Here is a 15,739-nt window from a genome sequence, read left to right as displayed (position 1 = left end):
ATGGCTATATGCCTGAAAGCCGCGTTTGCGCTTCGGGCAGCCAGTGAATCACCTGAGGTCGACATCATGAGCCGTCGTTTCCCCCCCCTCGCTCGTCATCGTGCGCGCCCCGATCGACGGAATCGGCCCACCCAATCCTTCGTACCGCAAATACAATCGCTCGAAATCCGGCAACTCTTAACCAATCATCCTCCAGTGGCGTACGACAGGGGCCCCTATAATGTTGTCCATGACCAGACCATCGACAACTCACTCTATGCGACCGACGAGGATGCAGGCGACTTGCTGACCTATTCTTTGGTCGCAAATGCATCACACGGGTATGCGACCGTTGGCCCCGATAGTTATTTCGCATACACTCCCTATCCCGGCTATGTGGGAACGGATAGTTTCACGTATGTCGCGAACGATGGATTAGCCAACAGCAATGTCGCCACCGTAACAATCAACGTCACAAACGCCCCCCCCGTGGCTCGTGATGCCGGCGTCTTCACCACGGAAGTCAATGGGAGCCTGGACAACGGAATTAGCACTTACGTCAATGACCCGGATGACAACTATTTGATCTACAGCATTCCCGAGGACGGGGGACCGAAGCACGGTACGGCTTGGATGGATCCCAGCAGCGGATACTTTATGTATACCGCGGAGCCTGGTTACGTAGGACGCGACTCTTTTTCCTACAAAGCCAATGACGGGATTGTCGACAGCAACATCGCCACAATTTACATTAACGTCCGGCCTTATTTTACTTATTATTTGATTTTTATTCCGCCGCCGTGCCCTTGCGCGGCTCCCAATCAGGGACCTTTAGCGTCTCCGGCCCAATCGGGCTCAAACGCATCCAATCCCAACCCGCAATCCCCCGTGCTTTGGAACATGTCGGAAGCCCCAGTCCGCTTTGCCGACGGAGTTATCGAGCTGGAAAATACCGACCTGCAATCTTATGGCTTTGGGATGCCTTGGGGGCAAAGCCGAAGCTGGACGAATGGGGCGCAGTACGCAGGATCCGGCAACAACGGCAATGGCATGGTCAACTTGCAGCTCCCCTACCTCTCTCAGGTTAACGGGACCAACACGCTCGCCGCCATCAGTAACGGAAACAACGCCTACTATTTTGATCTTTCCAGTGGCAGCTATAACGCCCGCTATGGCGCAACGGTCCGGCTGAATTACGATTCCGGTAACGGCGAATATGTCCTGACCGATCCCTCTGGAAACCAACTTCGCTATTACGGATTCGGCGGCGCCATCCCCTATTACCAACGGGGACAACTCAAGACCTATACCGATCAGGCGGGCAACACAATCGATCTCAGCAGTCGCACCAGCATTGGCGACGTGGCCGAAGTGGTCCGGAGTCATACCTCCGGCTCGTCAACGATCTCTGAATCTTATTTGTATTCGTACATTGCGTCAGGGGTGAATCAAGGGCTCCTCGCGAGTGTCACGCAGCGGACGCGGACCAACGGAGGGGCGTGGACGACCGTGCGCAAGGTCGAGTATGACTATTATGGCAGATCAGACTCCCACGGCAATATCGGCGACCTGAGGACGGCCACGATCAAGGACGGCGGCGGAAACGTCATCGACGTCGATTACTATCGCTACTACACCAGCGACACGTCGACGGGATACAAGCACGGACTGAAATACTTTTTCAGTCCGGCCTCATACGCCCGACTCGCTGCGGCCGTGACCAATCCACTGACGGCAACCGACACCCAAGTCGCCCCCTATGCCGACAATTATTTTGAATACGACTCAGAGCACCGAGTCACAAAAGAAATTGCGCAAGGATTTGGCTGCTCGGTCTGCACGAGCGGCTTGGGGGCCTTCACATTCCAATACACGACGAGCAGCAACTCCAACGGGATGAACCGTTGGAAGGTCAAAACGGTCGAGACGCTGCCCGATAACAATCAGCTGATCGTGTTCACGAACTACGCCGGCGCGATCATGCTCAAGGTGTTCCGCGACACGACGACCCACCAGGACTGGGTCGAGTTCTGGAAATACGACGATAACGGCAAAGTCGTGCTTCACGCCTTCCCCTCGGCGGTCACCGGCTATGACGAGAATTACGCCGACCTGCTTGGCGAAGTTTCCGGGAATTATGGATATCTGTCCGACTACAGCGGCCAAATCGAGACGTTTACCTACATCGCCAGCGGCGCGGCGATCGGCAATCTGTCCACCGCGTCGGTGCAAAAAGGGGAACTGGGGGTTTCGCAGCCGCAAAGGACGATCACATACACCAGCCACACCGGTGGCGGCGTCACTGTGGCCCAAGTCGCCACGGATACGGTTTATCGCAATGACAATGGCACGGGTGGCCTGACCACAAGCTACTCCTACACCTGGTACGCCAACTCCACCCGCATCGAGTCGGAAACGATCACCCATCCGACGGTGAATTCGTCCCAGAACGGGCCTGGCACGGCCGACACGGAGACGATCTTCTACGACGCCTACGGCCAGCCAACCTGGACCAAAGACGGTGACGGTTTTCTGACTTACACGGCGTACGATCCGGCGACCGGTGCCGTGGTCAAGAAGATCTACGACGTGAACACAAGTATGACGAGCGAGTTCACGGCTTTGCCTACAGGTTGGACGACACCGAGCGGCGGTGGCCTGAACCTGATCACCCGCACTGAAGTCGACGCCTTGGGCCGTACCACGAAATCCACCGATCCCAACGGTAACGCCACTTACACCGTCTACAACGACGCGAATCATGAAATTCGGGTCTATGCCGGCTGGAATTCGACGACCCATCTTCCGACCGGCCCGACCCTGGTGATTCGCGAAGACCGGGCCAGGAGCTATACCGAGACGTTCACGATGGTGGCGACGCCGGCCCTCGACGGCAGCGGTCGGCCGACCGGCACCGAGGCGATTGGCTCATTGCGAAGTTTGACTCGCGAGTTCACCAGTGTCGGGGGCCAGGTACTCCAGGCCGACGCCTACAATAACGTCGCGGGCCTGACCTATTCGGCGAGCACGTCGTTTGGCACAGAAGGGGTCAACTTCAATCGCACCCTCTACAGCTACGACACGCGGGGACGTCTCAAATTGGTGACGACCCCCAACGGCACGATCACCAAGGCTGTCTACGATGGGCTGGGCCGGACCATCGAGGTCTGGGTCGGAACCAGCAGCGTGAATCTGGTCAAAGTCAGTGCTCAGGAATACGACAACGGCGGCATCGGCGACAGCAATCTGACCAGGAAGACGCTCTATCCCGGCGGGGGAGCCAGTGCCAGGGTCACCGACTACTTCTACGACTGGCGCGACCGACTCGTCGCGACCAAGGATGGTGTGCAAGTCAGCGAAGGGACCGACGTCAATCGGCCAATCACCTATCTCGTTTACAACAACCTTGGCCAGGTCACGTCCCGCGAATGGTTCGACGGCGACGGCGTAACGGTTACCGACTCCAATAACGACGGCGTGCCCGATCAGCCCAGCGCTTCCTTGCGACGGGCCAAGTCGACCTTTGAGTACGACGATCAAGGGCGGCTCTTCGCCACCCATGTTTTCAGCGTCAACCAGAGCACCGGTTCCGTCTCGTCGGATAGCCTGACCACCGCGTTCTGGTACGACCACCGGGGCAACGTCATCAAGCAGGCATCTCCTGGCGGTCTCGTACAGAAGGTCGCGTACGATGGCGTGGGACGTCCGGTCACGATCTCCACGACCAATGGAGGAGGGGATTCGTCCTGGGCCGATGCCGGGACCGTCACGGGCGACGCCGTGCTGGAGCAGGTGGAATACCAGTACGATGCCAACAGCAACATCCTCCTGACAACCGTCCGCCAGCGGTTCCACGATGAGACGGCCACGGGAGCGCTGGGGACCCCGTCCTCCGGCACGAAGGCCCGCGTCTCTTATGTCGCCAGCTACTTCGACGCCCTCGACCGCACGACGGCTGTCGTCAACCTTGGCACCAACAACGGGTCAGCCTACACCTGGACCTCGACGATTCCCGCTCGATCGGACACGGCGTTGGTGACCAGCTACGGCTACGACGACGCCGGCCGGCTCCAAACCGTCACCGATCCTCGAGGCATCGTCAGCAAGCGGTTCTACGACGCGCGGGGACGGACGACCAAGACGATCGAAGCCTATACCAACGGAATCCCCACGGACACCACCAACAAGACCGTCGAGTATACCTACGACGGCAATGGCAACCTCCTCACTCTGAAAGTGGTCTTGCCGGGCGGCGGACAACAAACGACGGAGTATGTCTACGGCGTTGATACGGCCGCTGGCAGTGCCCTCTTCAGCAATGACCTGGCGCGGGAGGTTCACCATCCCGACAAGACCACCGGCGCAGCCAGCGGAACCGAGGCTGAGGTCTACACCTACAACGCCTTGGGGCAGGTCAAGACGGCGACCGACCGCAACGGCACCGTGCACACGTACACCTACGACGTGCTGGGCCGACAAATCTCCGACGCAATCACGACCCCGGGAAGCGGCATCGATCAAAGCGTCTTGCGCATCGAGACGACTTACGACGTCGCCGGGCGACCTGTCCTCTTGACGAGCTACAACGCAGCCAGCGGCGGCAACGTGGTCAATCAGGTGCAGCGCGTCTACAACGGCCTGGGCCAACTCATCACCGAGTACCAGGCGCACGGCGGAGCAGTGAACCCCCTCACCTCGCCGAAGGTTCAGTACGCCTACAGCGAAATGAGCGGCAGCGCCAATCACAGTCGGCTGGTCAGCATGACCTATCCCAACGGCCGAGTCCTCCATTACGTCTATGCCGGCGGCGTCGACAGCGACATCAGCCGGCTGAGCTACCTCGCCGACGACAACGGCTCCGAAGGTATTGGCACGCACCTCGAAGAGTACAGCTACCTGGGCTTGGGGACGATCGTCAGCCGGTCACGTCCGGAGCCGGGGGTCGCCCTCTCCTACGTCAAGCGAACCGGCGAATCGAACGGAGACGGGGGCGACCAGTATACGGGCCTGGACCGCTTCGGCCGGATCATCGATCAGCGCTGGCTCAATCCGGCCACCGGCACGGCCACCGATCGCTTCCAGTACGGCTACGATCGCAACGGGAACCGGCTGTACCGGAGCAACTTGCTCGACGCGGCGATGGACGAGCTTTACCACGCCAGCGGTTCCGGTAACGGCTACGACTCGCTCAACCAACTGACCGGGTTCGTCCGTGGTGCGCTGTCGGCGTCTTCGCCTGGTGGTACCCTCGATACGGTCTCCAGTCCGTCGCGGAGCCAGGCATGGGACTTCGACGCGTTGGGCAACTGGGAGAACGTCTCGACCAACGGAACGTCCCAGACCCGGAACCACAACGCCCAGAACCAGGTGACCGGGGTTGGCGCTTCGACGCTGACCTACGACGCCAACGGAAACATGACGACCGATGAGACGGGGCGGAAGTTCGTCTACGACGGCTGGAACCGCCTCATGGCGGTCAAGGATTCCAGCAACAACCTCCTGGTCGACTACACCTACGATGCCCTCGGTCGCCGGATCACCGGAGACAATGGCACGGAGGTGCATCTCTATTACTCGGCCCAGTGGCAGATGCTTGAGGAACGAATCAGTGGGATTGCTGTGGCTCAGAACGTTTGGAGTCCGCTCTACGTCGATGCCTTGGTATTGCGGGATCGGGATGCGGGCGGCCTCGATGGAATCCTGGAAGAACAGTTCTACGTCCAGCAGGATGCCAACTGGAACGTGACGGCGATTACGAATAAGGCTGGAGTGGTGGCCGAGCGGTATATCTATGATCCGTACGGTCAGGTGAGTGTTCTAGCCGCGAATTGGAGTTCGCTGGGTTCGAGTGCGTACGGCTGGGTTTACCTACATCAAGGTGGACGTTACGATAGAGTGAGTAAGTTGTTCGGTTTCCGGCATCGTGACTATTCTCCGACCCTTGGGCGATGGGCAAGTCAGGACCCATTAGGAATTCTTGCCGGTGACCAAAACCTCTACCGGTACGTGAGCAACAGACCAGGCAATATTGTCGACCCACTGGGGCTGATTGGCATTCCGATTTATATTTATGTTGACCCATCGAAAATGCCAAGCGACTTCGATCCAGCTGGCGTCAAAGATAGCATTAATCAAATTCTGGAAGATTTGCCATTTGATTTTGACATCATACCGACCTCGGTGTCACCACCTTCCGGGATCAAGTATTCACGGCCACCTGTTGGAGAGCACGGCCCCACCGGCCCCGACGGAATTTCTGGCATTGACGGGCGCCTCAACTTTATTAATCCCAGGCGGCCCGGTTTTGTTGGATCGTGCTTCGCGGGCACGGCGGACATCACAATCAATTCAACCACAATTAATTCATACAAACCCAAAAAGAAACCTAAAAACAGGAACACTCAGTATGCAAATATTATTGTTCATGAACTATTTTATCATGGGGTTATGGGCAATTATCATGTCCCGGGATTGCCTTTTGAAAAGACTCCTCTTGGAAAGAGTGAAGCAAACATTCATGTTCCGATCAAGTTGACTGACGGAGAAAAATGCCGAATTCGTCGGGCATTTGGGTTGTCAGCCGACGATTGATCGTGAGCAATTTGGCTTCAATATTATCTAATTGGGTGTTGCGAGCTTTAAGAGCCTGAGCTATCCAGAGCGTTACCTCTTCTTTGGATAGCTCAGAGGTAGTGTCAGATTTCTCAGTCCATATGGAAACGCCTTGCTAGATTGAAATTGTTCGCAACCCTTATCCCAGCGAATCTCGGTTTTCGGATTGGCCTTTTTTTTGATATGCTTCTGGTATGACTTTGACGTTTTGCAGAGCGTTCCGGGTAAGAACCTGCCAATCGAGCAGGCTACTGCTCTCTAATTCAGCAGTTGTGGAAAACATTCGCCTATCTATTGATTTTCGGGGAAGCCGATTTTCGTGTTTACGCACTTGACCGATTGCAAGTCGTACGAGACTAAGACATGCCAACTCGCGTTACTATCCCAAAACCGGACTCTTGGACCTATCGGCTTAAAATCAGCTTGAGAAGGCTTATCGGAATTGTGATTGTCTGCTCTCTGATGTTTACTTATGCAGGAAGCTACTATCGCCTTTCACGCAGGGGAATGCACCAAGCCCAGGAGTTTGGACTTCCCGGATTTCTATATGTCCCATTCGAGGATGCTGCTGCATCCGAGAACCTGACGTGGCACTACACACTGGCGACATTCTACGCTCCAATTAATTGGATCGACAGAGCGGTCTTCGGTGCACCGAGCCCCTGGATCTCCATTACGTGGCGTCTAAGTGGCTAATAGGGCACGCAAAGGGGTGAGGTGGACCCCATTGTCTAGAGCGTGTTATGAACTCCACACGAATAGCGGAGCGGCCTTCTGGAGCATGAGCAGGCTGAATGCGACGTAGTGCAACCCGACGAGTGTCTCGGCGAGACGCTCGTAGTCCTTCGCCAAGCGGCGGAATCGCGCCGCCCAGCCGAACGACCGTTCGACGACCCACCGTCGCGGCAGCAGGACGAAGCCCCGCTTCGCCTCGGCCAATTTGACGACTTCCAGCCGGATCCCGTGTTCGGCCGCCGCAGCCGCAGGCTCCTCACCAGTGTAACCTTGATCGACGTACGCCAATTCGACCGACTCTCCCGTCGCCTCCTGGATCGCCTCGGCCAGCCGGCCGACTTGGGCCCGGTCTTGCTCATTGGCCGCGGTGACATGCAAAGCCAGCAGATTCCCCAGCGTATCAACGGCGGCATGGACCTTCGAGCCTTTGCGCCGCTTATAACCGTCGTAGCCGGCGCGGTGGCCGCTCTCGGGAGTGGACTGAATCGTCCGGCTGTCGAGGACGGCGCCGGTCGGTTCGGGGCCTCGACCGTCGGCGAATCGGAGCACGGCGCGAAGGTCGTGGACGATCGCCTCGAAGCAACCGGCGGCGAGCCAGCGGCGGGTCTGTTGGTAGACCATCTGCCAAGGGGGAAAGTCGTTGGGCAAGTATCGCCATGGGGCGCCGCTGCAGACTAGCCATCGCAGGGCGTCGAAGACGTCGCGGAGGTTGTGGACGCGCTGACCGGCCTCTTCAGGCAGTAGGCAGAGGTAGGGAAGGACGAACTCCCATTCGGCGTCGCTGACATCGCTGGGATAGGGCTTGTGAGTGATCATACCCTAAACTACGATCGCCAGTGGACTACAGTTCATAACACGCTCTAGGCCAAAAAAAGCCGATCCTTGAGCTACTCCCCCATCAGGCCATCGTGGCCCTGATGCCACGGTAAACCGTTCCTGGAGTCTGATACCCCAGCGATTCGTGAAGCCGGTCCTCGTTATAGAAGCCAAAGTACAGCTTTAGGCCTCGCGGCAACTCCGGCACCGACTCGCATCCTTGAATTTAAATTTCCTCGCAATTCATGGTCCTCCAGAGCCGCTCGACGAACACGTTATCCAACGCCCTCCCTCGGCCGACCATGCCTACCTCCACACTGGCCGCCTCCAGTCGCCCGGTGAACGCTTCCAATGTGAACTGCGCCCCCTGATCCGTGTTGAACACCTTGAGTAAGAGCTCGGCCTGGCGGGCTCCCAAAGACCTCTTCCGCTCCGGTGACGAGTTGCTTCTTCCAGCCGTGGATCAGCATGGGATAGACGCCGTACTGGCCGGCCAACGAGTTGATCGTGCGGTCCCCCTTGAGGACCGCCAAGGCGACCAGGGCCTTGAACGCCGCTGTATGGATTTTCCGCTTACCCGCCATCGATTCCCCTCCACCGGGCCACCAGAGTCGCTTAACAGGTGGTCCGAATTTCGGGGTCCACTATTTGAGAGCGGGCCCCGGACGGCGGGCCTGACGATGGTCTACAAGCTGATGGAGAGTGTATCAAAAGAGTTGGCGATCGTTGAATGGAGCAGGGCTGTTGAGGGAGATGATCTCCGGAGTCACCTTCGTGGACGGAGTGATTTCTCGGCTTTGGCAGCCACAAACGGGTTAAAGAAGGGTGTGTAAAGCCGAGCTGCGCGACCGGTGAGGCGTGGTCGCCGCAACTGGTGCCTTCCCCAAAATCCTGGAGATGGGTACAAACGATTCTGCCCAAATTGGGACGGTTGGGGTCCATCCGCACGAAAATCGTTGCCACCGAAATCGATTTTCCGGATCGCGGCAACGTCACGCAAAGACGAAGTTCAACGCATTGCCATCTGAAAACGCACTCAGGACGCCGATGATTGATAAGAAAACTGCGATCGCCTCCCGCCGACGGTCCGGAACCAGTCTCCTCATTGGCGTCGCTGCAGTTCTGCTCGTGTTCGTGGTCAGCGGGACCGTCTCGTACCTCAACACCCGCACCCTCGACCGGGACGCCAGGCAGGTCACCCACACTCACGAGGTCCTATCGGCCCTGGGCGAACTGCTGTCGCTCATGAAGGACGCCGAGACCGGGCAGCGGGGTTACTTGCTCACCGGCGATGACCGGTATCTCGAACCCTATTCCTCGGCCCTCGCCCGGATCGACCAACGGATGGGCAAGTTCGAAGGCCTGATCCGCGATGACTCGGACCACCGGACCCACCTCCCCGCGCTGAAGGCCAACATCAACACCAAGCTGGAGGAGCTTGCCGAGACGGTCGAACTCCGCCGGACCCAGGGGTTCGAGGCCGCCCGGGCCACGATGATGTCCGACCGCGGGAAAGCCGCGATGGACGCGCTCAGGACCTTGATTCAGTCCATGCAGGAGGATGAACGCATCCAGCGGGCCCTACGGATCGCCGAGATGGACAACGCCTACCGCGTGGCCATCGGCAGCGGGATCCTGACCGGAGTTCTCGGGGCCCTCCTTTCGGTCGCCGTCGGCTCTCTCTTACGGCAGGCCATGCTCACGCGACAACGGCAGGACTGGCTCCAGTCGGGGCAGATCGGGCTCGCCAAGGCGATGGCCGGAGAACAGCGCCTCGAGCAGCTCGGTGAAAGCGTTCTGAAGTTCCTGGCGGATTATCTCGATGCTCATGCCGGAGTCTTCTTCGCCAAAAACGGCAGCGGCTTTCGCCGGGTCGCCACCTACGGCGTGCCCGCCTTGGACGGAACGCCGGCAGGATTTGAGCCGGGCGACGGTCTCCTCGGGCAAGCGGTCAAGGACGGACGGGCCATTCTCGTCCGCGACGTGCCCGACGGATACCTGACCTTCGGCTCAGCGCTCGGTCATGGGAAGCCTCGGCACCTCGTCATCGCCCCCGTGGCCGCCGACGATGCGGTGAAAGGGGTCCTCGAGCTCGGCTTCGTCCACTCGCTCGATGGGCGCATGATCACGCTCCTCGACACGGTTTCCTCGCTCGTCGGCGTCGCCGTCAAGTCGGCCAACTACCGCACCCACCTGCAAAACCTCCTCGAGGAAACGCAACGGCAGGCCGAGGAATTGCAGGCCCAGGGGGAGGAGCTCCGCGTCTCGAACGAGGAACTCGAGGAGCAGGGGCGGGCGCTCAAGGAGTCACAGGTTCGCCTCGAGCACCAGCAAGCCGAGCTCGAACAGTCCAACGTGCAGCTCGAGGAGCAGACCGCGATCCTGGAAACTCAGCGGGACGACCTCCTGCAAACCAAGGAAGCCTTGCAGCTCCAGGCGCGCGGGCTGGAACAGGCGAGCCGGTACAAGTCCGACTTCCTGGCCAACATGTCGCACGAGCTTCGTACCCCCCTCAATTCCTCGCTTATCCTGGCCAAGCTCCTTGCCGACAACCCGCAAGGGAACCTGTCGGAAGAGCAGGTGAAGTACGCCCAGACCATCCGGTCGGCCGGCAATGATCTCCTCGTCCTGATCAATGACATCCTCGACCTCTCGAAGATCGAGGCGGGGCGCATGGAGGTTCGGCCGGAACCGGTTTCATTGGCGCAGCTCGTGGACGATCTCCGCCGGACCTTCGAGCCGGTCGCCGCCCAGAAGGGGCTCGCATTCCACACCCTGGTGTCCCCGGCGTGCCCGGAGACGATCAACACCGACTGCCAACGGCTCGAGCAGGTTCTCAAGAACATCCTCTCGAACGCCTTGAAATTCACCGAGCAAGGCGAGGTGAAACTCAACGTGAGTCGCGCAGCGGACGGCCGGATCTCTTTCGCCGTGACGGACACCGGCATCGGCATCCCCGAACACCAGCACCAAGTGGTGTTCGAGGCCTTCCGCCAGGCGGACGGCACGACGAACCGCAAGTATGGGGGGACCGGCCTCGGTCTTTCCATCTCCCGCGAGCTGACCCGGCTGCTCGGCGGCGACATCCGCTTGGCGACCGAGTCGGGCCGCGGAAGCACGTTCAACGTGACGATCCCCGAGTTGTACAGCCCCGCCCTCGTACGCCCGCGCGACATCTCCACAACAGTCTCGGCCGCGCAGGTGGCCGCCGAAGATCGAGGCGCCTCCTTGCCGGCCATTCCCCCTGTCTTCCCTCGCGAACGAGCCAACAGGCTCTCGGCACCGTCACGGGCCCGGCAAATGGACGATGACCGCGAGCGGCTGGCCGGCGGCCGGCGGATCATCTTGGCCGTCGAGGATGACGAGTCGTTCGCCCGCATCCTCTATGACCTCGCGCACGAGCTCGACTTCCAGTGCCTGATCGCCACGACGGCCGAAGAGGCGCTTGCGGTGGCGGTGCAATACCTGCCGAATGCCGTGGTGCTCGACGTCGGGCTGCCCGACTATTCGGGGCTCTCGGTCCTGGACCGTCTCAAGCACGACGCACGGACAAGGCACATCCCCGTGCACGTCGTCTCCGCCGGCGACTACGCCCAGACGGCCCTTTCCCTCGGGGCGGTGGGGTACATGCTCAAGCCCGTGAAACGGGAGGAGCTGGTGGAGGCGCTCAAGCAGCTCGAGACCCGGCTTGCCCAGCGGATGCGCAGGGTCCTCGTGGTCGAGGATGATCCGGTCCAGCTCGATAGCATGAGAAGGCTTCTCGACTCGGTCGACGTGGAGACGGTCGGAGCCGGGACCGCCGCCGAATGCCTGGAGCAGCTCAAAGAGGCGACGTTTGACTGCATGGTGCTCGACCTGTCGCTCCCCGACGCGTCGGGCTATTCCCTGCTCGAAACACTCAGCCGCGAGGATGCCTACGCCTTTCCCCCGGTGATCGTCTATACCGGTCGGGATCTCCCGGCCGACGAAGAGCAACGGCTGCGCCGCTACTCGAATTCGATTATCATCAAAGGAGCGAAGTCGCCCGAGCGACTGCTCGACGAGGTGACCCTGTTCCTCCACCAGGTCGTCTCAGAGTTGCCGCCCGAGCAACAGCGGATGCTCGAGAAGGCGAGGAGCCGGGACGCAGCGCTGGAGGACCGCCGCATCCTGGTCGTCGAGGACGACGTGCGCAACGTCTTCGCCCTCACGAGTATCTTCGAGCCCCGGGGAGCGGTCGTGCAAATCGCCAGGAACGGCCGCGAGGCGATCGCGCTCCTCGAAGACTCCCTCGCCGATCACCAACCGAAGATCGACCTGGTGCTCATGGACGTCATGATGCCTGAGATGGATGGGCTGACCGCCACCCGAGAGATCCGGCAGCGGCCCGAATGGAAGAAGCTGCCGATCATCATGCTGACCGCCAAGGCAATGAAGGATGACCAGGCGCGCTGCCTCGAGGCGGGTGCCACCGACTACATGGCCAAGCCCCTCGACGTCGAGAAGCTCCTCTCGCTCGTCCGCGTGTGGATGCCCAGGTGAAGAGGAGCCGGACCATGCCCGACAAGACCGAGGACATCGAGCTCAAGCTCCTGCTTGAGGCCATCTTCCGGAAGTACCACTACGACTTCCGGGGGTACTCCATGGCGTCCATCAAGCGGCGGCTCACGCAGGCCAAGGAGCAGTTCGACTGCCGCACGTTCTCCCAACTCCAGGACCGGACGCTCCACGACCCCAACGTCCTGCCGGCGCTGCTCTCCTACCTCACCGTGCAGGTGAGCGAACTCTTCCGAGATCCCGCCTATTTCCGTGTGATTCGGGAGCAGGTGGTCCCCCACTTGCAGACCTATCCCTCGCTCAAGGTCTGGGTGGCGGGGTGCGGCGCAGGCGAGGAAGTTCTCTCGCTGGCGATCTTGTTCCGGGAGGAAGGGCTTGAAAGCCGGACGCTCTTCTACGGCACCGACATCAATCCCGCGGCGCTCAAGAAAGCCGAGACCGCGATGTACGAACTGGACCGAATCCCCTTATTCACCGAGAATCACCGGCGGTCGGGCGGCAAGTCGTCGCTGTCGGACTACTACACAGCGGCTTACGGGTCGGCCATCTTCGATAAGAGCCTCCGTCAGCGCATCGTCTACTCCGACCACAGCCTGGTCACCGACGCCGTGTTTGCCGAAGTGCAGCTCGTCTCCTGCCGGAACGTGCTCATCTACTTCGAACGAGAACTTCAGGATCGTGCCATCGGCCTGTTCGTCGATTCCCTCCCCAGGAAAGGGTTCCTCGGGCTGGGGGCCAAGGAGAACCTCCGATTCTCCCGGCATGCCGACGCCTTCACGGACTTCGCACGCGACGAGCGTCTCTATCAAAAACGAGGGACCCTATGAACGGTCCTCCTCGCATTGAAGCGGTCGTCGTCGGAGCGTCGGCCGGGGCCGTCGACGCCCTCTCCGCCATCCTCCCCACGTTGCCGCCCGATTACCCGTTGCCGCTGCTGGTGGTGGTCCACCTCCCGGCGGACAAGAAGAGCATCATGACCGATCTCTTCCGGGCGAAGTGCCTGCTGGACGTGCACGAAGCCGAGGAGAAGGAGCCGATCCGAGGGGCCACGGCCTACTTTGCCCCGCCCGACTACCACCTGCTCGTCGAACCGGACCGACGGCTCTCGCTCTCGAGCGAGGAGCCCGTCCACTACTGCCGGCCATCCATCGACGTGCTGTTCGAGACCGCCGTCGACGCCTACGGCGCAGCCCTCTTGGGCATCATCCTGACAGGCGCAAACGACGACGGAGCCCGGGGACTTCGGGCGATTCACGAGGCGGGCGGAACCGCCCTGGTCCAGCGGCCTCAACTCGCCTACGCCTCGACGATGCCGCAGGCCGCCCTCGACGCCTGCCCCCAGGCGCGCGCCTTGAGCCTGGAGGAGATCGCCATCTACCTGCAAGAGGTTATCAACCCCGCATGAACGCAATGCCGGCCGACCCCGTTTACTTCCTGCTCGTTGATGACCTCGAGGACAATCTCCTGGCACTCGATGGAGTGCTGCGCAGCGATGACGTGGTGCTGCTCAAGGCCCGTTCCGGGCCTGAGGCGCTCGAATTGCTCCTCAAGCACGAAGTGGCGCTTGCATTCGTCGACGTCCAGATGCCCGAGATGGACGGCTTCGAGCTGGCTGAACTGATGCGAGGGATGGAGCGGACTCGACGGGTGCCGATCATCTTCCTCACCGCGGGCAGCGCCGACTGGCAGCGCCGGTTCCGCGGGTACGAGGCGGGGGCCGTCGACTTCCTGCACAAGCCCCTTGAGCCTCACGTCCTGAGAAGCAAGGCGGACGTCTTCTTCGAGCTCTATCGCCAGCGACGCGAGGTCGCCCGCCAGAGAGACGAACTCAAGGCCGCGACCGAGGAGAACCTGAAACTCTTGAACGAGAGCCGGCGCTATGCCAAGGCACTCGAGGAGGCCGACCAGCGCAAGGATGAGTTCCTCGCCATGCTGGCCCACGAGCTCCGCAACCCGCTCGCCGCCATCGGCAACGCCGTGCAGGTCTCGAAGAAGACGACGAGCCAGGAACACCAGGCATGGGCGACCCAGGTCATCGTGGGACAGGTCAAGAACCTCTCCCGGCTCATCGATGACCTCATGGACATTTCCCGGATTACGCGCGGGAAGATCCAGCTCAAGAAGCGGGTGCTCGACGTCCAGCCGGTCATCGAACATGCCGTCCACTCCGTCGCTTCACTCGTTCGGGCCCGAGAACACGAACTCTCGGTCGAGTACGGTCACGGAGAGGCACAAGTGGAAGTGGATCCGACCCGGCTGGAGCAGGTCGTGGCGAATCTCCTCAACAACGCCGCCAAATACTCCGAAAACAAGGCCGCCATCCGGCTCTCCACCACGGCGGTGGCGGGCGAATTACTGATCACCGTCAAGGACAACGGCGTCGGCATCCCCCCCGAACAGCTCGCGAGCATGTTCGATCTCTTCGTCCAAGGCGAGCACTCCATGGCCCGCTCCGAGGGGGGCCTGGGCATCGGGCTCACGCTGGTCCGCCGCCTCGTCGAAATGCATGGAGGCAGCATCATGGCCGAGAGCAAGGGACACGGCCACGGAAGCACGTTCACCGTCCGCCTTCCCGTGGCGAAGGATGTTCCCAGCGAAGTCAGCGTGGAAGCTCCAGGCCAAGCCGTGGTGGCATCCAAGCGCCGAATCCTCGTCGTCGACGACCACGCAGACACAGTCCTTGGGCTCAGTCGCCTCCTGATCCTCTTGGGACACGAGGTGCAGACCGCCCACGATGGCAAGGAAGCGCTAGCCGTCGTGGACCGCTTCCTCCCTGACCTCATCCTGATGGACATCGGCCTCCCGGATCTCGACGGCTACCAGGTGGCCGCCAAACTCCGCGAACGGGACTGCTGCAAGGAAACGGTCATCGTCGCCGTCTCCGGATACGGCCAGGAAGAGGACCGCAGACGCTCACGCGAGGCCGGTTTTGACCATCACCTCATCAAGCCCCTCGATCACGACGCCTTGCTGATGATCCTCTCCGCTTGAAACACACTCGAGCGATCTTGGAGGCGACGCCCAAAAGAGGAAACTCGACCACGAATGACACAAATAACAC

The 15,739-nt window shown here is 60.6% G+C and carries 6 protein-coding genes and 1 pseudogene; 5 read left to right on the top strand and 2 right to left on the bottom strand.

The window, feature by feature from the left end; translation table 11 throughout:
* Window positions 1-195: 195 nt before the first annotated feature.
* Window positions 196-6,570, top strand: coding sequence for an Ig-like domain-containing protein (locus SINAC_RS37810; protein WP_052334737.1), 6,375 nt, complete (start codon window positions 196-198; stop codon window positions 6,568-6,570).
* Between the two features lie 762 nt (window positions 6,571-7,332).
* Here SINAC_RS37810 and SINAC_RS01430 read toward each other — a convergent pair.
* Both SINAC_RS01430 and SINAC_RS41695 read right to left on the bottom strand, forming a co-directional pair.
* Window positions 7,333-8,142: an IS5 family transposase gene (locus SINAC_RS01430; RefSeq protein ID WP_015243922.1), complete on the bottom strand. Its 810-nt coding sequence runs from the start codon at window positions 8,140-8,142 to the stop codon at window positions 7,333-7,335.
* Between the two features lie 82 nt (window positions 8,143-8,224).
* Window positions 8,225-8,527 (bottom strand): annotated as a pseudogene (locus SINAC_RS41695) (integrase core domain-containing protein); the annotation flags it as partial.
* A gap of 662 nt (window positions 8,528-9,189) precedes the next feature.
* On the opposite strand from SINAC_RS41695, the gene SINAC_RS01415 reads away from it, so the two are divergent.
* The 4 genes from SINAC_RS01415 to SINAC_RS01400 are packed head-to-tail and all read left to right on the top strand — an operon-like array spanning window position 9,190 to window position 15,669.
* Complete coding sequence (locus SINAC_RS01415; RefSeq protein ID WP_015243920.1) at window positions 9,190-12,663, top strand: response regulator; 3,474 nt, start codon at window positions 9,190-9,192, stop codon at window positions 12,661-12,663.
* A gap of 14 nt (window positions 12,664-12,677) precedes the next feature.
* On the top strand, window positions 12,678-13,505 hold the full coding sequence (locus SINAC_RS01410; protein WP_015243919.1) for a CheR family methyltransferase: 828 nt from the start codon (window positions 12,678-12,680) through the stop codon (window positions 13,503-13,505).
* Window positions 13,502-14,083, top strand: a complete 582-nt coding sequence (locus SINAC_RS01405; RefSeq protein WP_015243918.1) for a chemotaxis protein CheB — start codon at window positions 13,502-13,504, stop codon at window positions 14,081-14,083. The genes SINAC_RS01410 and SINAC_RS01405 overlap by 4 nt, the downstream gene beginning before the upstream one ends.
* Window positions 14,080-15,669 carry a response regulator gene (locus SINAC_RS01400; RefSeq protein WP_015243917.1) on the top strand — a complete coding sequence of 530 codons (1,590 nt, stop codon included), beginning with the start codon at window positions 14,080-14,082 and terminating at the stop codon, window positions 15,667-15,669. The genes SINAC_RS01405 and SINAC_RS01400 overlap by 4 nt, the downstream gene beginning before the upstream one ends.
* Window positions 15,670-15,739: the final 70 nt, after the last annotated feature.

Source organism: Singulisphaera acidiphila DSM 18658, assembly GCF_000242455.2.
GTDB lineage: Bacteria > Planctomycetota > Planctomycetia > Isosphaerales > Isosphaeraceae > Singulisphaera > Singulisphaera acidiphila.
Note: the sequence above shows the minus strand (reverse complement) of the source record. Positions and strands in the feature narration are given on the sequence as shown.